This window comes from Ginsengibacter hankyongi (assembly GCF_008710285.1).
In the GTDB taxonomy this organism is placed as follows: Bacteria; Bacteroidota; Bacteroidia; order Chitinophagales; family Chitinophagaceae; genus Ginsengibacter; species Ginsengibacter hankyongi.
Window position 1 is genome coordinate 1,680,875 of sequence record NZ_VYQF01000001.1, and the last position, 23,411, is coordinate 1,704,285.

General features: G+C 37.2%; 17 protein-coding genes. 13 read left to right on the forward strand and 4 right to left on the reverse strand.

Annotated elements, in window-relative coordinates; all coding sequences use genetic code 11:
* Positions 1-152 precede the first annotated feature (152 nt).
* The 11 genes from sufB (at position 153) to FW778_RS07115 (ending at position 9,345) form a co-directional block, all read left to right on the forward strand.
* A complete protein-coding gene (sufB, locus tag FW778_RS07065; protein WP_150413890.1) occupies positions 153-1,598 on the forward strand; it encodes a Fe-S cluster assembly protein SufB in 1,446 nt (481 codons plus the stop codon).
* 39 nt (positions 1,599-1,637) lie between these two features.
* Positions 1,638-2,402, forward strand: a complete 765-nt coding sequence (sufC, locus tag FW778_RS07070; RefSeq protein WP_150413891.1) for a Fe-S cluster assembly ATPase SufC — start codon at positions 1,638-1,640, stop codon at positions 2,400-2,402.
* Between the two features lie 19 nt (positions 2,403-2,421).
* On the forward strand, positions 2,422-3,732 hold the full coding sequence (gene sufD / locus FW778_RS07075) for a Fe-S cluster assembly protein SufD (protein WP_150413892.1): 1,311 nt from the start codon (positions 2,422-2,424) through the stop codon (positions 3,730-3,732).
* 1 nt (position 3,733) lies between these two features.
* Complete coding sequence (locus FW778_RS07080; protein WP_150413893.1) at positions 3,734-4,978, forward strand: aminotransferase class V-fold PLP-dependent enzyme; 1,245 nt, start codon at positions 3,734-3,736, stop codon at positions 4,976-4,978.
* Positions 4,978-5,427, forward strand: a complete 450-nt coding sequence (locus FW778_RS07085) for a SufE family protein (RefSeq protein WP_150413894.1) — start codon at positions 4,978-4,980, stop codon at positions 5,425-5,427. Before FW778_RS07080 ends, FW778_RS07085 begins: the two co-directional genes overlap by 1 nt.
* 2 nt (positions 5,428-5,429) lie before the next feature.
* Positions 5,430-5,741 carry an iron-sulfur cluster assembly protein gene (locus FW778_RS07090; protein WP_150413895.1) on the forward strand — a complete coding sequence of 104 codons (312 nt, stop codon included), beginning with the start codon at positions 5,430-5,432 and terminating at the stop codon, positions 5,739-5,741.
* A 27-nt stretch (positions 5,742-5,768) separates the two neighbouring features.
* Complete coding sequence (locus FW778_RS07095) at positions 5,769-6,314, forward strand: BrxA/BrxB family bacilliredoxin (RefSeq protein ID WP_235906100.1); 546 nt, start codon at positions 5,769-5,771, stop codon at positions 6,312-6,314.
* A 17-nt stretch (positions 6,315-6,331) separates the two neighbouring features.
* On the forward strand, positions 6,332-6,823 hold the full coding sequence (locus FW778_RS07100) for an RrF2 family transcriptional regulator (protein WP_150413896.1): 492 nt from the start codon (positions 6,332-6,334) through the stop codon (positions 6,821-6,823).
* A 263-nt stretch (positions 6,824-7,086) separates the two neighbouring features.
* The gene (locus FW778_RS07105) at positions 7,087-7,977 is read left to right on the forward strand and encodes a plastocyanin/azurin family copper-binding protein (RefSeq protein ID WP_150413897.1); all 891 of its coding nucleotides are present in this window, start codon (positions 7,087-7,089) and stop codon (positions 7,975-7,977) included.
* Between the two features lie 149 nt (positions 7,978-8,126).
* Entirely contained in the window at positions 8,127-8,738 is a 612-nt protein-coding gene (locus FW778_RS07110) for a fumarylacetoacetate hydrolase family protein (protein ID WP_150413898.1), read from the forward strand.
* A 19-nt stretch (positions 8,739-8,757) separates the two neighbouring features.
* Positions 8,758-9,345, forward strand: coding sequence for a C40 family peptidase (locus FW778_RS07115; protein ID WP_150413899.1), 588 nt, complete (start codon positions 8,758-8,760; stop codon positions 9,343-9,345).
* Positions 9,346-9,387: 42 nt separating this feature from the next.
* Here FW778_RS07115 and FW778_RS07120 read toward each other — a convergent pair whose 3' ends face one another.
* Positions 9,388-10,224, reverse strand: coding sequence for an MBL fold metallo-hydrolase (locus FW778_RS07120; protein WP_150414417.1), 837 nt, complete (start codon positions 10,222-10,224; stop codon positions 9,388-9,390).
* 203 nt (positions 10,225-10,427) lie between these two features.
* Between FW778_RS07120 and FW778_RS07125 the strand changes: the two genes are divergently transcribed.
* Complete coding sequence (locus FW778_RS07125) at positions 10,428-10,784, forward strand: DUF4339 domain-containing protein (RefSeq protein ID WP_150413900.1); 357 nt, start codon at positions 10,428-10,430, stop codon at positions 10,782-10,784.
* A gap of 44 nt (positions 10,785-10,828) precedes the next feature.
* On the opposite strand, the gene FW778_RS07130 is transcribed toward FW778_RS07125, so the two are convergent.
* The 3 genes from FW778_RS07130 to FW778_RS07140 all read right to left on the reverse strand — a co-directional run bounded on the left by FW778_RS07130 (position 10,829) and on the right by FW778_RS07140 (position 21,948).
* On the reverse strand, positions 10,829-12,163 hold the full coding sequence (locus FW778_RS07130; RefSeq protein ID WP_150413901.1) for an alpha-L-fucosidase: 1,335 nt from the start codon (positions 12,161-12,163) through the stop codon (positions 10,829-10,831).
* Positions 12,164-12,328: 165 nt separating this feature from the next.
* On the reverse strand, positions 12,329-13,051 hold the full coding sequence (locus FW778_RS07135) for a head GIN domain-containing protein (protein ID WP_150413902.1): 723 nt from the start codon (positions 13,049-13,051) through the stop codon (positions 12,329-12,331).
* A gap of 170 nt (positions 13,052-13,221) precedes the next feature.
* Positions 13,222-21,948 (reverse strand): GH36-type glycosyl hydrolase domain-containing protein, encoded by an 8,727-nt coding sequence (locus FW778_RS07140; protein WP_150413903.1) that lies wholly within the window; start codon positions 21,946-21,948, stop codon positions 13,222-13,224.
* Positions 21,949-22,338: 390 nt separating this feature from the next.
* Here FW778_RS07140 and FW778_RS07145 point away from each other — a divergent pair, with 390 nt between their 5' ends.
* Positions 22,339-23,355, forward strand: coding sequence for a zinc-binding alcohol dehydrogenase family protein (locus tag FW778_RS07145; protein ID WP_150413904.1), 1,017 nt, complete (start codon positions 22,339-22,341; stop codon positions 23,353-23,355).
* The last annotated feature ends 56 nt before the right edge of the window (positions 23,356-23,411 follow it).

A 23,411-nucleotide genomic window follows, 5' to 3' on the forward strand; every position in this document is an offset into this window, starting at 1 on the left:
GGGCATTAATTCTTCGCTGATCTTTTTGAATGAATCGACCCAAGAAAACCTATAAAAAGCTTTAAATCTATTTATACTATTTTGTATAAACGGATAGAACCTTTATCTTTGTTAGCCAATATAATTGGCATTTTTATAAAATATAAGGCATAATGAAAGAAGAATTAGATGTGTTGGAGCAGACGGTTTCCAGTGATTATAAGTATGGTTTTGTAACTGATATTGATACTGACGTTGTTCCAAAAGGGCTTAATGAAGATGTTATTCGTATCATTTCTGAAAAGAAAAATGAGCCGGAATGGATGCTCAACTGGCGCTTGAAAGCTTACGCACACTGGTTGAAAATGGAAGAGCCTGAGTGGGCAAATGTTCATTATCCGCCCATTAATTTCCAGGATGTAATTTATTATGCGGCGCCAAAGAAAAAAAAGCAATTAGGCAGCCTCGATGAAGTAGACCCTGAATTATTGAAAACTTTTGATAAGCTCGGAATCTCTTTGAGTGAACAAAAAAGGCTTTCCGGCGTTGCGGTTGATGTAGTTATGGACAGTGTTTCGGTAGCAACTTCCTTTAAAAAACAGCTTTCCGAAATTGGTGTTATTTTTTGCTCCATGAGCGAAGCGATACAAAATCATCCTGATCTCGTTAAAAAATATTTGGGTTCTGTTGTGCCAATGACAGATAACTATTTTGCTGCTTTGAACTCCGCGGTATTTACAGATGGCTCGTTCTGTTTTATTCCAAAAGGCGTTCGTTGCCCGATGGAATTATCAACTTATTTCAGAATTAATACATTAGGCTCTGGCCAGTTTGAGCGTACATTAATTATTGCAGAAGATGAAGCTTATGTAAGCTACCTCGAAGGTTGTACGGCTCCCATGCGTGATGAAAATCAGTTGCATGCAGCCGTTGTAGAACTGGTTGCACATAATAAATCGGAAATAAAATATTCAACCGTGCAAAACTGGTATCCGGGCGATGAAAATGGCAAAGGCGGTATTTACAATTTTGTAACCAAAAGAGGAATATGCCAGGGAAATGATTCGAAAATATCATGGACGCAGGTTGAAACCGGTTCTGCAATTACCTGGAAATATCCAAGTGTTATATTGAAAGGAGATAATTCAATTGGTGAATTTTATTCTGTTGCACTGACCAATCACATGCAACAGGCAGATACCGGAACGAAGATGATCCATATTGGAAAAAATACAAAAAGCAGGATTGTATCAAAGGGAATTTCTGCAGGCAAAAGCCAGAATAGTTATCGCGGTTTGGTTCGTGCCGGAAAGAATGCAATAAATGCACGCAATTATTCTCAATGCGATTCATTATTACTTGGTGATAAATGCGGAGCCCATACTTTCCCATATATTGAATCAAAAAATAAAACAGCAATAATAGAGCATGAAGCAACCACATCAAAAATTGGCGAAGACCAGCTTTTTTATTGCAGGCAACGTGGCATAGACGCAGAAACTGCCGTGGCATTAATAGTTACTGGTTTTGCAAAAGAAGTAATGAACCAGTTACCGATGGAGTTTGCAGTGGAAGCACAAAAATTATTAGCCATCAGCCTTGAAGGAAGTGTTGGCTAATTCAACAAAAATCATTTTATAAAATATATTAAAAGAGACATGTTATCAATTAAAAACATTCACGCATCAGTAGAAGGGAAACAAATATTAAAAGGCATTGACCTGGAAGTAAAAGCAGGCGAAGTTCATGCTATCATGGGGCCAAATGGCTCTGGTAAAAGTACATTGGCATCTATACTTGCAGGCAGGGAAGAGTATGAAATTACCGAAGGTTCTGTTAGCTTTCTTGGAAAAGACATGCTTGAATTATCTCCTGAAGACAGGGCACGTGAAGGTTTGTTTCTGGCGTTTCAATACCCCGTGGAAATTCCCGGTGTAAGCACTACCAATTTTATAAAAACGGCATTGAATGAAAAAAGAAAATATCATGGACAGCAACCCTTAGACGCAGTTTCTTTTTTAAAGCTGATGAAGGAAAAAATGCAATTGGTAGAGATTGATAAATCTTTACTAACAAGGTCTATAAACGAAGGATTTTCCGGTGGCGAAAAAAAGAGAAACGAAATTTTTCAAATGGCAATGCTGGAACCTAAGCTGGCTATTTTAGATGAAACAGATTCGGGTTTGGATATTGATGCATTACGTATTGTTGCCAACGGTGTAAATAAATTACGTAATAATGAAAGAGCAATTATTGTGATAACCCATTATCAAAGATTGCTTGATTATTTACAACCTGATTTTGTACACGTGTTGGTAAACGGGCGGATTGTAAAATCAGGTACCAAAGAACTTGCACTGGAGTTAGAAGAAAAGGGTTACGATTTTATTAAAGATGAACTCAGTTTAGCCGAAGCGGTGTAAAATTTTATTAAAAGAAGAAATGGATACAATCAACATAAATTATTTAGAAGATAAATTCAGGAAGTTGCAATCTTCAACATCTGATGACATTTTAAATAATATCAGAAAAGAAGGATTTAAAGCTTTTAATAAGAATGGAATTCCTTCGGCCCGTAATGAAGAATGGAGATTTACCAGTGTAGGCAATCTCTTTAAAAAAGAATATGATTTATCAGCAGATAATTTAAAAATTACTGCTTCAGATATTGACGCCATCCGCCTGCCGGGTTCTGGAAATGCAGATGAATTGGTTTTTGTAAATGGAAGATTTATTCCTGAATTATCTGTTATTCGTTCTAATGAAAAGGAATGTATCATAATGCCATTGGAGGATGCGGTAAAAAGTGAATACCAGGATTTAGTAAATGAACATCTTGGGAAAAGCAGTCTTTTTATTAAGGATGGGATTCATGCCCTGAATACATCTTTTATTTATGGTGGTGTTTTTATTCATTTAAATAAAAACCAGGTATTGGAACATCCCGTTTATTTGTATCATCTTTCTGATACAAGGATTAATCATACACTTGCACAGCCCAGAAGCCTGGTATATGTTGATCAAAGTGCAAAATTACAATTGATAGAATCGTTCACAACAGTTGGCTCCATGGATAGTTTTACAAATGGAGTAATGGAAATTGTGGTTAACACTAATGCAATTGTTGAATACTATAAAATTCAAAATGATGTTGTTAATGCAAGCCAGGTAACTACCACGCATGTTCGTCAAATTGGAAAGAGCTACGCACATGGAGTAACGATTTCATTAAATGGCGGACTGATTCGTAACAATATGAATATTGTGATGGAAGCGGAAGGTAACGAGGCGCATTTGTATGGTTTGTATTTATTGAAAGGAAATACGCATGTTGACAATCATACATTGGTTGATAATACGAAACCGAACTGTTTTAGCAATGAATTTTATAAAGGAATATTAGATGATAATGCAAGTGGCGTTTTCAGCGGAAAAATATTTGTAAGGCCCGATGCACAAAAAACAAATGCCTATCAATCCAATAAAAATATTTTATTATCAGATAACGCCACTATTAATACAAAGCCGCAATTAGAAATTTTTGCTGATGATGTGAAGTGTTCTCATGGTTGCACCATTGGACAGTTAGATGAAGAAGCATTGTTTTATTTAAGAACACGTGGCATTTCTAAAGAGCATGCCCAATCTATGTTGCTTGGCGCTTTTGCTGAAGATATTGTTATGCAAATAAAGAATGAGCCTTTACGAAATTATGTAGAGAAATTAATTTTTGACAGGCTCTCTGTAAATTAAAATGGAAACATTAACCACCATATCACCCGTTTTTGATGTACAAAGTATCAGGGAGTTTTTTCCAATACTTAACCGTGAGTTGAATGATAAACGTTTGGTGTATCTCGACAATGCCGCCACTTCGCAAAAGCCACAAGTTGTAATCGATGCATTAAGTAATTATTATTCTCATTATAATGCTAATATTCATCGTGGAATTCATACGCTGGCCGAAGAAGCAACAGCGGCTTATGAATCAACCAGGGTAACGGTTAGAAAATTTATTAATGCCCTATTGCCTGAAGAAATAATCTTTACAAGAGGAGCTACCGAGGGAATAAATTTGGTGGCTTATACATGGGGAAGGCAAAATATACATTCCGGCGATGAGATTATTATCTCAGGAATGGAACATCATTCCAACATAGTTCCATGGCAAATACTTTGTGAAGAAAAGCAAGCAATATTAAAAGTTATTCCTGTTACTGACAAAGGTGAATTGGATATGGAGGCCTATAAAAATTTAATATCATCCAAAACAAAATTGGTTTCGGTTGTTCATGCATCAAATTCGCTGGGAACGATAAATCCTGTTAAAGAAATTATTGATTCCGCTCATCAGGTAGGCGCTGTCGTTATGATTGATGGCGCTCAATCTACGGTTCATTTGGATATTGATGTTCAGCAATTGGATTGTGATTTCTTTGCTTTCTCGGGGCATAAGGTTTACGGGCCAACAGGCGTGGGAGTTTTATATGGCAAGAAAGAACTTTTAGAAAGTATGCCGCCTTTCATGGGCGGTGGTGAAATGATTAAAGAAGTGACTTTTGAAAAAACCACTTATGCTGATTTGCCGTATAAGTATGAAGCGGGCACACCCAATATTGCAGATACAGTTGCATTAAAATCTGCACTGGATTTTATAAATGAAATCGGGAAAGATGCCATAAGAAAACATGAAAATGATTTATTGAAATATGCCACAACACAATTAGAAACTTTACCAGGCTTACGTATTATTGGTAAGGCTAAGGAAAAAGTAAGTGTTGTTTCATTTGTAATGCAAAATATTCATCCACAGGATATTGGTGTTTTATTAGATAACCAGGGTATCGCGGTAAGAACAGGACATCATTGCACGCAACCATTAATGACTCGTTTTCAAATTCCGGGCACGGTACGTGCATCGTTTGCAATGTATAATACAAAAGAAGAAATTGATAAATTGGTTAGCGGGTTACAAAAGGCAATTAAAATGCTTTCTTAATGAATGATAACAGGACAATAGAACAAGCTGAAGAAGAAATTATAGATGCGTTTTCTTTATTCGATACCTGGGAAGAAAAATATGAATACATCATTGACCTGGGAAAAAAACTTCCCCCGTTAGATGAAAAATATAAAGTGGCTGAAAATATAATTAAAGGTTGCCAGTCAACCGTATGGCTGGTTACAGATTTCGCTGATGGTAAAGTTTTTTTTAAAGCGGATAGTGACGCAATGATTGTAAAAGGCCTGGTTAGTATGCTCATTGAAGTTTTGTCAGGTCATACATCGGATGAAATTTTAAATGCAAAACTGGATTTTATAAGGGAGATTGGTATGATGAATCATTTAGCGCAAACGCGTTCTAACGGTTTGCTGGCAATGATAAAACAAATGAAAAATTATGCGCTTGCTTATAAAGGAGTGAACGAGCCAGAAAAAACGACATGATTATGGATGAAGAAGCATTAAAACAAAAAGTAATTGATTGCTTGCAAACTATATACGATCCCGAAATTCCAGTGAGTATTTATGAATTGGGATTGATATATAAGATAGATATTTTGCCAATAAACAACGTTCAGATAACAATGACATTAACTGCGCCGAGTTGCCCGGCAGCCCAGGAAATTCCGATTGAAGTGGATCAAAAAGTGAGAATGATAGAAGGAGTTAACGAGGTTGATGTTTCTGTGGTTTGGGATCCGCCGTGGGATAAAAGTATGATGAGTGAGGCAGCATCTTTGGAATTGGGATTTATGTAAAAAAATATAAAATATAAAAATAAAATTATGGCACAGATAAGTTTGAATTCATTAATGGGTACTACAGCGCCCACGTATCCCGAACAAATAGCAGCGCCTTTCAGGCTGGAATTAACCGAAGCGGGTTTTGAACAACTCTTAACACCGGAAGATGTTGAGAATGCATTGAATAAAAAAGACGGAAAAATTTCTCTCGTTGTTTTGAATTCGGTTTGCGGTTGCGCAGCAAGAGCAGCAAGACCGGGAGTACTTTTATCATTATTTAATGAAGTGGTTCCGGATAATCTCTATACTGTTTTTGCAGGAATGGAAAAAGCAGCCGTAAATCATTTCCGCGAAAACTTTCTTTTAGGCGTAACTCCAACTTCACCCAACATAGCTATATTAAAAGATGGCGAACTGGTAGAAATTTTACAACGCCACCAGATAGAAGGTAAATCAGCCGGGCAGATCGCTGATGAATTGGTTGGGCTTTATAATAAAGAATGTAATAAGAAAAATTCAGAAGAAGAAATTGCGGGTATGCGTTCCCGCTTTATCGACCGCTATAAGGTTGATCCATTGGGCGTATAATTATCTAAAAAAGATATATGAAAATTACTGCACAGGAAGAATATGGTTTAAGAATATTACTGCGGATTGCAAGATGCCAGGATAAAAATGGCATGAGCATTCCGCAGTTGAGCGGAGCTGAAGGCCTAACCGGTGCTTATGTTGCGAAACTTACACGTAAACTTCGTATTGAAGGTTACATTAATAGTACTCCCGGTAATAAGGGAGGTTATGTTCTGGCTCAGCCGCCGGAAAATATTAATATGAACCAGGTACTGAAAACATTAGGCGGCCCGTTATTTGATAAAAGCTTTTGCGGTGATTATTCAGGTTCCTTAAAGTTTTGTACAAACTCCGTAGATTGTTCTGTTCGTTCTCTTTGGCAGATGGTTCAATTTTCGGTAGATCAGTTATTAGATAAAATGACTTTAAATGATCTTATCAAATCCGGGGAAAAATCAAATCATTTGCTTAATGTTATATTAGAACAGAGTCTTAAAGATATCTCTGTCGCCAAAGTACCGGCTTAAATCTAACCCACACTTATTTATTTCAACTTTTCTTTCCAATACTTTTTTTGGTTAATAAAGATCTTCTTCACTTGTTGAAGAAGCTTTTCTTTTGCCTGGTTTAATATTCCGGTAGATTTCATGATAAAGAAACCAAATCTTTAATTCAAGTCTTATTTTTTACATAGACAACCTTTTTTTTCAACCTCACGTTCTATAATAAAATCGTGTAAGATTTTTGGCGATATTATTTTAAATATAATAACTCCTAAAATTATTGTTCAATGAAAAAAATATTACTTCCTTTATTTTCTCTTTTATTCTTTCAATCTAAGGCCACAACGTGGAATGTTGATGTGCAAAATTTTCAATTTAGTCCTGCAACTCTTAATGTTGCTGTTGGTGACGTAATACATTGGGTGTGGGTAGCCGGAACTCATACGACGACATCCGTTACAATTCCGGCAGGAGCTGCTACATGGGATATGCCAATGGATATTACTCATACAACTTATGATTATACAGTTACACAACCCGGCGTTTATTCTTACCAGTGTAATTTTCATGCCTTCCTTGGAATGACCGCTTCTTTTACTGCATCAGGCGCTCTTCCGATAATTTTATCGTCATTTAGTATAACTACAAAAAATAATATGCCTTTATTATCGTGGAGCACACAAACCGAATTGAATGCTGATTATTATTCAATTAGAAGAAGTAACGATGGGAAAAATTTTAATGAAATTGGCAAGGTTGCCGCTGCAGGAAATTCTCCTGTAACAAATAATTATTCATTTACCGACGGAAATATTTCTGCAGCATTTAGTTTTGTATACTATGCTTTGGGTATTGTGGATAAAGATGGGAAAATAGAATTATCACCAATTAAAATTTATAAAAATAAAACTGCAACCCCCAGGCTTATTGTTTCTTTATCTCCAAATCCGGTTAGTAGCATGGGACATTTAATGGTTCAGTTTAATGCTGATAGACCTGGTGTTATGCTAGCCAGGCTCATGGATGTAGAAGGAAAACTTGTTTTAAAATCAGAACTTTCTGCGGTGCAGGGAATTAATAATGGCCACATCCATTTAGGCAATGTGCCCGCGGGCATTTATACGCTCTATTTCAAACTGGATGGTATCAACGAATCGTACAGGATTGTAAAAAATTAAACCACTCCTTCGTAAATTCAACATCATCGCTCTCTCACCTTATTTATTTTAATAAATCAATTTTATAATGTTGAAAAAATTCATTTAATAAATATATTTGATGCGGATGCTTCATTCAGGCAGTAGTATATTTAATAATTAAATTTTTGATGCAAATTTTCTGTGTAGAACAAAATTATTTTTCAAATAAAAAGGAACAAATAAATATTGTTAAGAGCACACCTCTAATCTACACCAAACCAGCCACTGCATTATTGCAGAAAGGAGAAACATTTTATTATCCTGAATTCGCGGATGAGCTTTATTGTGGATGCGAGTTAGCACTGCGTATTTCCAAAGCAGGAAAAAATGTCGATGAAAATTTTGCTGCAAATTTTTATGATGCAGTAACTGTTGGCATTAATTTTATCGCGTTTGATGATAACCCCGAATCCATGGATAAAAATTTGTTTTGGAACGCCACCAAAGCCTGGAACAAATCTTCGGTTATAGGAAAGTGGCTGCAGGCAAGTGATTTCAGTGATAAACAAAACATTGATTTTTGTTTGTATAAAAACAAGGAGATGGTTCAGTTCTGCAATTCCGGTTTAATGATTTATAATTTTAATAAAATCATTTCTACTATTTCTAATTCTTACTCTTTAAATATTGGCGATATAATTTTTACCGGTTCCCAGGTAAATATCGGAGAATTACTAACCGGCGATAAACTGGAAGCATTTATAGAAGATGATTCCTTATTAGAATTTGAAATAGAATAGTTTTAGGGAATCTTTAGTTATGAAATATGTCAAACAGATCACTGTAATAATTGGCGCTATCTTTTTTTTACAATCGTGCAGTACCACACGTCGAAATAAATCTTCTGGTGCAGTATCCCCAACTGAACTACCGGTTGCAGCAGATAAAATAAATAAAGTAAATAACGCCGTTCCACCTGTAATTATAAATACAAAAAATATAGCTGCAGATTCTATTGTTTATTTTGCGAAAACACTCATTGGAGTGAGATATAAATATGGCTCAGCAATAAAGGAACAGGGTTTCGATTGTTCAGGATTTATAACCTACGTATTTAATCATTTCAAAATACAGGTGCCACGCATTTCTAAAGATTTTACTAATGCAGGCACACCTGTTTCTTTAGATGAAAGTAAGCCAGGGGATTTAATTCTTTTTACCGGAACAGATACTAACGGCTGGATTGTAGGTCACATGGGGATTATAACTCAAAATGAAAATGGTAAAATACAATTTATACATTCAGCATCCGGAAAATCAATTGGTGTAATTATTTCAGGAATGAGTAAGTATTTTGAGACAAGATTGGTAAAAGTAATAAGGGTGTTTACCGACGAAGATTATTGAAATGAATGATGAACATCTTGTAAAAAGCTGCTGAATTTTTAATCAGGCAAAAGAAAATGCCAGCTGCTTTGGCGTAATACGAAGCGGTTTAGGTTTGCTTTGGATATTTTTTAAATTTTGAATATGGTACACTTTTGTTTCTTCATACCTGGAGGCAATAATTATTTCCACACCATCAGCATTAGTGTTAAATAAATCTTTTACCAATTGGGGATCATTATTATTTTTCGAAAGATGAGATAAGAATAAGTGACTCATAAAAGGAGGCTTGTGTTTTCTAAAAAGATCCAATGCCTCGGTATTGGATAAATGTCCCATTCCGCCACTAATGCGTTTCTTAAGATGATATGGATAATTACCATCATTCAGCATCTTTTCATCATAATTGGCTTCAAGAAAAGCCGCATGGCAATATTGAAAATGTTTAATTACATTTTCACAGGTTGATCCGATATCCGTAAAAATTCCCACTTTAATTTTGTTGCAATCAACAATAAAGCTATTAGGATCCGTTGCATCATGAAATTTTGGAAAGGGTGTTATAGTGATGGAACCAATAGTGATAAACTTGTGTTGGCTGAAAGTCATTATTAAATGTTTCTCAAGTGTAAGACCGGCATTTAATAAGGTGGCTGCCGTTATATAAACAGGAACCTGGTATTTTTTACTTAAAACTTCTACGCCTTTAATATGATCTGAATGCTCATGAGAAACAAAAACCGCTTTTACTTTTTTCATGGAAAGATTAAGTCGCTTCATCCGCTTCTCAACTTCTCTACAAGAAATACCTGCATCTATAAGAACGGCTTCGTTTTCAGTACCTACATAATAACAATTGCCATTACTTCCCGAGTTTAATGATGTTACATATAAAGACATTGGTGGCAAAGAAACAGATTTTAATGAAGGAGAGAACAAATTCTTTTATAATAACAAACAAAAAAACAGGGAAGATTATTATCGCTTTTAAATTTACATTTATAAAAAATTAAATTTGTTCCCTCGATTCCTCCTCAAACAAGATATAAACTTTGCATGTTTGGAGGTATCGGAACGTCCTTAACTTTAACTTCTGAAATTCTATGCGCCAATACTACATCTATGATGGTCAAATGAAAAAAGGACCTTTTGACTTGGAGCAATTAAAAGTGCAGTCACTAAATCAAGAGACTCCCGTTTGGTATGAAGGTCTGCAAGACTGGTTGATGGCAGGAAACGTTGATGAGTTAAAAGAATTTTTTACTCCGAAAGCTACGCCGCCTCCTGTTCCAAAAACATTTCAAAAGAATGTAGCGGTACGTAACGAAATATTAAATTCATTTGGAGAAGCAACCGAACTTTATCCTGAACCAAAAAAGAGGCGCCTGTTAATTCCGGTTTTAATTTCACTTATTATTATTGCGGGAATAATATTTACACTGTTTTTTTATCATAAATAGCCAGTTTACTTTCTGTATTGCATATAATTTACAACCGCAAATAATTACTGGATATTTAATTGAACAATAGTATCTGTATCATTAGTTTTAATTCCATCCAGATATATAAAGGTGCCTTCATGCATTTGCTTGAATTTCACTTTGCTTCCACCTGCAAATGTTGATGCGCTGATAATCTTTTCTTTTAAATCCGGAGTAAAAATATAGGTTTCATTTTCGGTTACATTCAAAAGATGAACATATAATTTTTTATTCTCAGCAGTTATTACTCCCCACTTTTGCGGCTCAACAATATTTCCTTTCGTCCCATAAATGGTTTTTCCATTTTCCTTTAACCATTGTCCAATTTCCTGTAATGTATAAACAAATTCCGGTTGTATCTTACCGTTAGGCATAGGTCCCACGTTCAATAAAAAGTTAGCATTTCTGCCTGCAGCGTTTACTAAATAGTGAATTAATTCTTTTACTGATTTATAACTGGTATCAGTAATATTAAAGCCCCATGAATTATTCATGGTTTCGCAGGTTTCCAAAGGAAGCTGTTGCGATGGTTGCTGAAAACTTAATCCTGACCTGTTTTGACCCGGAAGATCTTTCTCAAACATTTGGAAATCTTCGCCGGGAAATGGTGTAAGATGGTGATTGTTACCTATGAGACATCGTGGTTGGAGTTTATGAATCAATCCATAAATTTCGTCTAAACGCCAGTTAATTCTTGGTGAACGATCAACAGTTCCTTCCGGCGCTGTCTGATCCCAATAGCCATCAAACCAAATACCCGCAATTGTTCCATAATTAGTCAGCAATTCCGTAAGCTGATTTTTCATGAATTGAAGATAACTGGCATAATCTCCTTTTCCTTTTCGCCCGGTATGCTGGCCGGTTCTGCCGGTTTCATGCGGGTAATCTTCTCTCGTCCAGTCCAGCAAAGAATAGTATAGAAATAATTGTATGCCTTGTTTATGACATTCATCCGCAATTAATTTTACCACGTCTTTTTTAAAAGGCGTGTTCATTATATTAAAATCAGAATACTTTGTATTCCACATACTAAATCCATCATGATGGCGGGTAATTAAAGTGATGTATTTCATCCCCGCATTTTTGGCCATGCTCACCCATGCTGCTGCATCAAAGTCAATGGGATTAAAAAAGTCCATTAGCCTCCTGTAATTTTTAACGGTAATGTTCCTGTTGTTCATTACCCACTCTCCATCGCCGGGAATGCTGAATGGTCCCCAATGTATAAAGAGGCCAAACCTGTCGTTACTGAAAACTTCACGTGCCTTCAAATTCTCAAGAGTTGGCGTGTACGTCTGCGCTTTAACGTTAGTAACAAAAAAAAGAACGGATACAAATAAAAAAAACAGTCTTTTCATTTTGATTTATTTTATGGAGAGATTTTTAAAACAATTTAAAGATATTGTACTTCTCCAACTTTTTCTTTTTTTAAAAATTAAAATGAACTAAAAATAACCAGTGCTTATAAATATAAATGCTACAGATTTGAGCTGTGGCATTTATATTTTTTGAAGGAACAATTATTACATTTTCAAAACTTTTCCGCTGCCGGCAACTTTACTATTTATTTTTGCAGCATTTCCTTTATAAAAAACATTTCCGCTTCCACTTATTTTTGCATCAATACTGTTGCTTGCATATACTTTTACATTTCCGCTTCCATTTATTTTTGCGTCAACGTCGTTACTATTAACGTCGCTGCAATCAATATTTCCACTACCGCTTATATGAGCGCTTAAAGTATTTGTTTCCTTTCCTTTTAAATTTATATTTCCGCTTCCTGATATTGAAAGGTCAAGGTCTTTAAAGGTGTCAAAGTCTAATGTAAGATTCCCGGAACCCGATACGGCCATATCTGTTTTAGTATCATTGGTGAATGCTCCACTTCCGCTGATATTACCGCTCCCACTTAATTGTAGTGAATTTATTTTCGTCATCGATACATGTACATTCATTTTTGACTTTGATCTAAGATTTACATTCTTCTTTGGCTTTATAGATAGTTTTCCATTTTCGACTGTGGTTTCAATATACGGGAGAAGGTTCTCGTCAGCCTCTATTGTTATGCTGTTTGAATTTCCATAAGCAATCTGAACATTCATAGAACCCTGTGAAGCGAGTGAGGTAAAATTGCTCAATTCGCGGGTTTCTTTTTTTATTTGCCCGTCGCCTTTAATGGTTTCCCATCTTTGTGCAAATGAGTTAATGCTTATTAGAGTAAATAAGCCGATCAATAACTTTTTCATACTATATAATTTTTTTGTTGGAGATAGAGGTAGTACGGATGATAAATAAAAAAGTTACAGTAAAAGCTGGATAACTTTTAATGTAACCTAAAAGCAAAAAAACATTCAGCAACATGAATAGCTAATACTAGCTCAAACGTAATTAAAATAATCGCCCACCGCCTGTAACACTATATAAAAAATTCCACTTTATGTGTAACTCCATCATTTATGAGAAAAATAAATGTATTGCTTTGCTCTTTGCCATCAATTATTAACCTGGCCGGTTCATTGTTTAGTACTTTTTTCAATTCAATTTCATACGTCGTATCCATATAGCGATAATTAATCTTTAATGAATTCCATTCAGCAGGAATGCATGGAGTAAAATACAAAGTATCTCCTTTGCGTTTAAACCCTGCAAAAGATTCAAGAACCAACTGGTACATCCACCCGGCAGATCCTGTATACCAGGTCCAACCACCGCGGCCTTTATTATTTGGCTCTGCGTATACATCGGCCGCAATTACATAGGGTTCCACTTTGTAGATACCTATTTTTGAAGCATCACTACCGCGATTAACCGGGTTGATCATTTTCAATAGTTCCCATGTTGTTTCCTTATCACCCAAAGCAGCAAAAGCCATTACCAACCAAATAGCAGCATGAGTGTATTGCCCACCATTCTCTCTTACACCTGGTACATAGCCCTTGATATAACCGGGATTCATGTCAGATTTATCAAAAGGTGGATCGAACAATTGTATCATGCCATCTTCTTTACGAACAAGATATTTACCGGCAGATTGCATAGCAGTAAGCGAACGTTCTTTCTCGCCTCCTTTTGATAAAACCGACCAACTCTGTGATATTGAATCAATCTTACATTCTTCATTTTCCTTAGAGCCGAGCGGAGAGCCATTGTCAAAATAAGCCCTGCGATACCATTCACCATCCCATGCATTTTTATTGATATTTATTTTTAGGGTTTCTGCGGACAGCTTGCATTTTTCTGCAAATGCCTTGTCATTTTTTCGCCTGGCTATTTCTATAAAATTTATTAAAACATTATATAGAAAGAAAGCCAGCCAAACACTTTCTCCTTTGCCATGATTACCAACTTTATCCATGCCATCATTCCAGTCGCCGGAACCCATAAAAGGCAAACCATGTTCTCCGAAACGCAGTCCATGTTCAATTGCTATTACGCAATGTTCATAGATTGTTGCCATTTTATCTGACCTTATGGGAAGATCATAATACGATTCTTCACCCGCGTTTAATAAACGGCCCTCAAGAAAATTGACAGACTCATTTAATATACCGATATCGCCCGAAGTATCTATATATTTTGAGGTAACATAAGGTAACCAGAGGTAATCATCGGAGCAGGTGGTGCGAACGCCACGACCTTTAGGTGGATGCCACCAGTGTTGCACATCGCCTTCAATAAATTGTCTTGAAGCACAAAGCAATATCTGTTCTTTTACCAGTGCAGGTTTCAGGTGAACCAATGACAATACATCTTGTAACTGGTCTCTGAAACCAAATGCGCCACCAGATTGATAAAATCCTGTTCTTGCCCAAATGCGACAACTTAATGTTTGATAATTCAGCCATCCGTTTGCAAGTATATTAGTGGCAACATCAGGCGTTTCAATTTGTATCGTTCCCAAAGAATATTGCCAGAATTGTTTTACTTTTTCCAATGAATTTTGAGCAACCATACTTCCCTCAAACCGTTGTATTAGAGCAAGGGCTTCCTCCATGTTTCTACCTGCCCCCAAACGAAATATAACTTCCCGTACTTCATCTTCAACAAGATCAAATGCAACTTGTATAGCAGCACATGGGTCCAAAGCTGCGCCTCTTTTTCCTGAAAGTCGTACGCGGTTCATAGCATCTGGATTGCTGACTGTCCCATTTCGCCCTATAAATTCTGAACGGTCTGTGGTAAATGTCCTTACCGTATCATCCGTATCAAAAAAAGCAACCCGACTTTCAAATTCCAAACTGTATGCATTTCTTGCAAGTACGGCCCCGCTTCGTTTATCCATCTCTGTTATCGTATGCATCAATGATTTTGAACGGATGTCTCCAAGCACCCATTCCATATATCCTGTTATAGAAATGCGCCGCGCCCTGCCGGAACTATTTTTTATTTTTAATATGATAAATTTAATTGGTGCCTCTATATCAGTGAAAATAGTCATTGAAGACGCAATGCCATCTTCCAAATGTTCAATGATGCTATAGCCAAAACCATGTTTTGTAACATAAGCTGATGTACCACCGCATGGTAAAGAAGTTGGTGACCAAAATTTTCCGTTCTCTTCATCCCTGATATAAAAAGCTTCTCCTTTTAAATCGGTAACCGGGTCATTATTCCATGGAGTAAGCCTGATTTCATGGGCATTTTCAACCCATGTATAAGACTGGCCGCTTTCAGAAACGATGGTGCCGAATTGAGGATTGCCCAATACATTAATCCATGGAGCGGGAGTTTTTTGACCGGGGGCTGTAATAATAACATATTCTTTTCCGTCTTTTGAAAATCCACCAAGCCCATTAAAAAATTGTAGTTCATTTGAAAAAGAAGTAACATCTATAGAAGTATCTAAAGAAGGATAAAATTTAGTTGGGGCAAAAAGAGGAATAGTTGATTTTAATTTATTTGTCCTGTTAATTTGCTCTTCCAGTGATCCAAGTGAATCTGAAATTACCACGTGTGCTACGGTATTAAATAATATCCTGTCTTCGTTCGATATCTGGTCAGCAGATCTTATAAAAATTCCTCCCGGCTGATCTTTTAAATTTCCTGAAACTCCCGGTGCTACTAACCCATGGATCCTGTCGTTCAATATCTGACGGTAACCGCCATGATCATCGTTCCATATCACAAGATCAGTAATCAGCCCTTTTAAGTACCAATAGGCATGAGCTTGTACCATTTGCCGAACCAACTCAATATTTTCAATGTCTTCAATCTTCAAAAGAATGATGGGCAGGTCTCCGGAAATTCCATAGCTCCATAAGCCAGATTGGCCTCGTTGATTTTTAATAATGGTTGCCGCGTCTGTGCGCAAGGAAGAATTAGCATAAATGATGGATCCTGCAAGTTTGCTGTATAATAGCGTATCAGCCTCCACTGCATTTATTTGCCGTAATATTACCTGGCTATGTGTCCATGCCAGTTCCAGTCCGCGATTTATTAAATTTCTGTCCTGGTATTTTTCCACAAGGTTATTGCATAGTTCTTTGGTTTCGGCTATTCCAAAAATCATATCAATAGTTGCAGATTGATATGGCTCCAGCAAAATCCGGTATTGAATAGAAACGATGGGGTCAAGAACAGAACCACTACTTCCTGATAATCCGTTTTCCCGCTCTATCGCTTGGGGATTATTAACAGTATTGCCCCTGCCTATAAATTTATCTCTTGCTGTTTCGTATGATATATGCTGAATTTCTGCATGATGAACTTTCATTAAATGAAACATCCATGGATTTTGTTCTTCTTCTGAACGGGGTCTGCGGGTACAAATGATAGCGTGCCGGTGCTCGTTAATTTCAGTTTGAACAAACAGGTTGCTAAACGCAGGATGTAATTCGTCTGCTATAGATGTCGCTAATACCACTTCTGCATAACTGGTTATTTCAATTGACCTTCTCTTACGCGAACGGTTGACAATATGCACTCTCCTTAATTCTATATCATCTTCCGGAGATACAACAATTTCGGTATGCGTTTCCATTGATGCGTCTCTGCGACGAAATTCTGCCCGACCCTGTGAAAAAACAGCTTCATAATTATCGCCCTGTTTTAACGTTGGTTGAAAAGAAGCTGACCATGTGTTGTTCTTATCAAGATCGCGAATGTAGCAGAAAGTGCCCCAGTTATCGCATGTGCAATCTTCACGCCAGCGGGTAAGGGCTATATTTTTCCACTTGCTATAGCCACCTCCGGAGTTTGTAATCATTACATGGTAACGGCCATTGGATAACAATTGCACTTCTGGTATAATAGTGTGAGGAGTGTTGATTACCCTCATTAATTCAGTGCCACCAGGCGTTACACTTATATCAGATTCATGTATGGTTGGCGAATAGAAAGTCGTAATTCTTGGTATTCTTTCCTGCAACAACAATAGGGCAGATCTCATTTGAAGATCTGCTTCAAACCGTTTTTGCAATGGTTTATTTAAAAGAAGGTAACTTATCGATAAAAAACCCATTCCTTGATGATGAGCCATAAATGACCTTATCACTGCGTGGTTTGTTCGTCTTGGCAACCTTGATGATGTGTAATCTATTGCTTCGTAGAAACCGTACCTGCCCGCAAAACCTGCCTGTTCCAATGTCAACAAATTATCGTAAGCCTGCTCGGGTGCTACCATTAATGCCATTATCGTAGCATAAGGTGCAATTACCAAATCTTCCCCCAATCCTCTTTTAAATCCCACGCCTGGTATACCAAATGCCCGGTATTGATAATTAAGATTTGCATCTAACAAATTATAACCTGATTCTGAAATACCCCAGGGTACTCCCCGTTTTTTCCCATACTCTATCTGCTTTTGAACAATAGCTTTATTGGTTTGGTCAAGCAATGTGTTTTCGTAGGAAGGCATTATTAACAAAGGCATCAGGTATTCGAACATTGAGCCGCTCCATGATAGAAGGATAGGCGTTGCTCCATGGTTGGTGAGCTGCCTGCCTAACGCAAACCAGCTTTGCTGCGGTAATTTACCCTGTGCAATTGCTACAAAAGTTGTTACTCTCGCCTCAGAGGCAAGCAAATCGTAAAAGCTATTATCCTTTCTATGTTCATCTTCGTTATACCCGATGGATAACAAATGCTGCGTTTTGTCGTATAAAAAGTCATATTCAATTTTAGAAAGTTCTGTACATCTTATTACAAGTTGCCTGATGTTGCGCAGTTTTTCTTTGGCATATCTTGCAGATTCTGTAATACATGCCCTGAAACCGTTCAGCCATTCATTTTCTGTTGCACTATTTCCTGTATCGTAACACGCAATTATTTCTTCGAGTAATAATTCTTCATTTTTTGCTACCTCATTTAAAGTAGGTGATATTGGAAGATGAGGAAAGAGATGCTGAAACTTTTCAGGAAAGGGAGTTAACGATATCCATGATAAAAAGATTGATACATCCCGTTTCATGTTATTTAATTGATCAGATACCTTTTCTGCCCACCAGTCATCTTCATTTCCCGGTTCCAGATCTAGTTCAACAAGTATATGTCTAAAAGATACATCCAGCTCATCCAGATAAGATTTAAGAGAAGCTAAGCTATCAATCTTCAATGGAAATGTGTATTCTAATTGCTGTTTAAACTGCCTTAGCGCTGAAGCATCTCCTGTTTTTTCTATAAGGATTTCTAAAGTGTCTAGCAAACCTTCGAATAATTTTTCAGGTATTATTTTTTCATCGGCGATGGTTAACAAACCTTGTTTTAAAATCAAAATATGTCCAACAAAATTTCCGCTGTCTACCGTAGAAATATATTTTGGGGTTAAGGGAATCAATGAAATCGTATCGTACCAATTATAGAGATGGCCATTGTATTTTTCCAACTTCATTAGTGTATTAATCGTGTTAGTTGTACGCTCAATTAAAACGCTGTTTGTAATGTATCCAAAATCTCGGGCCGTAAGATTGGCAAGCAAACATAATCCTATGTTTGTTGGTGAAGTGCGGTGGGCAATTCTTTCAACAGGATGTTCCTGGTAATTATCAGGCGGTAACCAATTATCTTCCGGCCCAACAAATGTTTCAAAGAACCGCCATATCTTTCGTGCCAGCTTGTGCAGGTATAAATTTTGGGGAACAGATAATTCTATCTTTTTTTCTGGAACAGGAAGACTTACGTACCACGCAATGAATGGAGCTGCCAGCCAGCTAATCAGAAACGGAAAAGCAATAACAAGAGTAAAGGGATAATATATACTTACGTATAAGAAGGAAACGACAGATAAAAAAGGCGCAGACCACATTTTAATGTATGCATTGGTAACGGTTTTTCTTTCAAGCCGGTAATTACTATAAGGGTTCCATTGCAAAAGATTTTTTCTTGAAATATAAACGCGCCATTGTGTAATTAAGATTGCGTGTGCATTTATATAGGCTTCATAAGGGAGGCAAGTGAGATCTATTACATGTTGTAATAAATTATCTTTTAAGGAACGGCTTGTAAATATTAAGTGTTGGATGAAAAGTACATCTGGCGGTTTTTTGAAAACCTGCCAGCCGAAATGAAGTATGGCCGGAAGAAAAATAATTCCTAATACAACCAAGGTCCAGAATACAGGGTTTGATAAAATGGTCCAGCCTGCTAAAAAGATTAATAGTAAAGCAATTGGGATAAGACTGCGGCGGAGGTTGTCTGTTATCTTCCAGATAGAAAGTAACGAAAGTGGATTTCTATGTAATTTTTTGTCAAAGCCGGTAACAAGCGGAGTTATCCAGCCCGCAATTTGCCAGTCACCTCTTATCCAGCGATGGCGCCTTTGCATATCTAACACGTAATCGGAAGGATATTCTTCATACAGTTGTGCATCGGTAATTAAACCTGACCGGGAATAGGCACCTTCCAAAAGATCGTGGCTTAATATGCGGTTCTCAGGAAACCTGTTTTTCAAAGCTTTTTCAAAGGTAGCCACATCATAAATCCCTTTGCCGATAAATGAACCTTCGTTAAACAAATCCTGGTAAACATCGGAAACGGCTCTTGTATAAGGATCTGTTCCAGCTTCATTGCCATGCACTTTTGCATAGATTGAGCTGCTGCCAAGAGGTAAACTATTTGAAACCCTCGGCTGAAGTATGCTATATCCTTCCGTAACTCTTCTCTTTTTTGTGTTATATACAGGATGATTTAAAGGATGAGCCATTGTAGCGGTCATCTTCCATGCAACGTCCCTTGGTAATTGTGTATCTGTGTCAAGCGTAATAACATATTTTACAGAAGTGTATACGCTTTTGTCTCCTATTATCAAAGAAAAAAAATCTTTTCCATTTCCCTGGATCAACGCATTTAATTCTCCAAGCTTTCCTCGCTTGCGTTCGTAGCCCATCCATATTTTATCATGTGCATTCCAGCGGCGCGGCCGGTGAAACAGGAAGAAAGTATCGTTACCGGGTCTTTCATATTTTCGGTTTAATTCAATGATTTTAGTTTTTACAAATTGAAGCAGTGATTCATCTTCCGCCATCGTTTCCTGTTTGGCATCTTTAAAATCAGTTAACAGAGCGAAGGAAAGATTGGCATCACGGTTTGCAAGAAAACGTACTTCGAGGTTTTCAACCAGGTCTTCTATTCCTGCAGGATGATTAAGCATCGTTGGTATTACGACCATTGTGCGGTATTCTTCCGGAATGCCTTTTGAAAAATCCATTTTTGGTAATAAGCAGGGTCGGGTAAGCAATGTGGTGAGCCAGTTAACAATAGATGTTATTAACTGCCCTGTGCCTAAAAATAATATAACGCCAAAAACCCATAGTATCCAGTTTCTAACGCCTTCTTCATGTGCTTTTGCTATAAGGCCCCAGCTCAAAAGGATGGTTAAGATATTAATCGAACCGGCATAAACAAGGAGAGGAACTTTATTAACAAACCTTCTGCAACTTTCAAATGCACTAACGTGCATGTGTGCCGCCTTTTCAATTAGCCGAACTCCTTTGCCACTGAGATAATAACCAACATGGCTCTTCTTTTCATCGAAACCATTTTGTGCATTTTTGTTTGCGTATTCAACAGCCATTTCAGCCACTTCATGCTCTGGTAATTTACTTTTTTTTGCAATCGCTTCAACGGCATGCCTATATTGATCTCGTGTGTAAAAATCCATTTTGCCGTAAACACTGTCCTGCAAAAGAGTTTGCTCTACTACACTATTTATTTCTACAAACTCGCGCCAATCTGTTGTGCTTAAGAAACGAAGACTACTGATACTGTTTCTTATCGATACCTGGTCTGCCGCCTGTTTTTGGCTTTCAGCCTGAATCATAACTTCGCAGCTTAACCCTTCTTCGTTAAGATGCTGTTCCATCCAGTTAATTGCGAGTGTAAGTGCGCTTCCCCGCTCCTGCAACTTTCTTGATAGTTCAGCAACAAAAGAACTTTGCATGGGAGGTTTTGATCTGGCCATATCCGCAATTACCAACACTAAATTTTTAGGATTTTTTTCAACCGTGTCAGTCATTTCTTTTGCCCAATATGTTGCCAACGTTTTATTGGCATTATCAATCGATATCTGGATAGAAAGACGTCGAATATTTTCCAGTAAGGCAAGTCGGAGCATAATAGGAACTGCCCACAATTCTCCCAGTTGCAGAAACTTAATTGATTGATAACTTTTGATAAAATGAGAGAGGCTGTGCAGGTTAACATGACCGTCGCTGTGAGAAACAATTTCAACGGCTATGTCATAAATGCGCGGCAAACCTGCCGAAGCGCCTTTTAAAAGCTGTGGTAATTCTCTGCTATAACCCTTGGGCAAATGTTTTTTTGCAGTATATATTTGTTCTTCAATCAGATAAAAATTATCAAGCAGCCATTCGGCAGCCGGCACTATACGTACATTGGATTTTACGGCTTCCGTTAAATTCTCATGAACTTCCAGTAATATTTTTTCATTTTCATCGAGGCGCTTCAACAGGTTCTCAGCGGTATTTTTAGAAAGTAACGTATGCCTTTCGGCAAGCGATAATGCATATTTTTCAAGCTGCTCTTCTGTAAACAGTTCTGACCTCAGGGGAAGTTTTTCCTCGGCAACATTGCCACTAATGCTATCTCCAAAAACTGGTTCTATCAAATTTTTTTTTAAGGCAGCGATTGCCCCGGGGAGTATCTTAAATATTTCTTTTGTATTATTTTTTTTGGGGGATAAGCTCATTGAGATAATTAATTAACCGGACTTTGTGAATTATACAAAAATACAGCCGTAAAATGTGGAAACGATTGTTATTTGTTTTTGGATTTTTGAAAACGTTTTACGGTTGCCTGAGTTGGTTAAACCGAAGCGAAAATATTGAGATGACGCTCCGGTTTGTCGCCACATTACATTAGATACGTTTTGGCATTCGGTGAATAAAAGGCAAGGTTGGGCGGCATGTGAATGGAAAAAATTTTGATTTGAATGTTGAAATTTCAGCAAATACACGACCAACATCTATCTGCTCTCGTTAACTTCGTTGAAAATAAAATCAATAGTTCGAAGCAGCGTCAGCAAAATCTATTTTCAGAATTATGAAACTTTTAATTTAATAGCAGCTAAAAAGAATTTATGAATGTTCTGATTTGCGAAAAGCCGGGTTTGCTCAATTACATCAAAAGAGATAAACCTATTTTAGAAAAAGGAAAAGCGATTTTAAAAGTAAAGCGTGTTGGAATTTGCGGAACAGATCTTCATGCTTTTGAAGGAACTCAGCCATATTTTAATTATCCGAGGGTGCTGGGGCATGAGCTCGCCGCCATTGTTGATGATATTGAGCCAAATGATTTGTTTAAAGTCGGGGATAGAGTTTCTCTAATTCCTTATTTTAATTGCGGGGAATGTATTGCATGTCGCAATGGCCTGCCTAACTGTTGCGTAGCTATTAATGTTTTTGGCGTGCACATTGACGGAGGCATGGCCGAATATATTTCTGTTCCCGTAAAATATTTACTGCAAGGAAATGAAATGGAGCTCAATGAACTGGCTTTGATAGAACCATTGGCCATAGGTGCACATGGAATAAGGAGAGCAAATATTCAGCCTGGAGAATACCTACTTGTGGTAGGCGCCGGGCCAATAGGGTTGGGCCTAATGGAATTTGCCCGTATAGCCGGGGCACATGTAATTGCTATGGATGTAAATGAAAAGCGATTATCCTTTTGTACAGAAAAATTAAAAGTAGAACACACTGTAAATCCTTTGAAGGAAGATGTACTCAGTAAACTGAAAGAGATTACACATAATGATATGCCCACCGTAGTAATTGACGCAACGGGCAACCTAAAGGCAATCAACAATGCTTTTCAGTATATTGCTCATGGAGGACGATATGTGCTGGTGGGATTGCAGAAGGGGGAAATCACAATCAGCCATCCCGAATTTCATAAACGAGAGGCTACATTAATGAGTAGTCGTAATGCCACTCGCCAGGATTTCGATTTTGTGGTGCAGTGCATGAAATCAAAGCAGGTGGATCCTTCCACTTACATAACACATCGCGTGAAGTTTGAAGAAGTAAGCGATAACTTTCAGAGTTGGCTCGATCCTTCAAACGGAGTAATTAAAGCAATGGTGGAAGTCAATTAAAAATTAGTTTGAAAAGTTTGATCAGCAACTTTTTCCACAGTTCCGAATTACTAAGA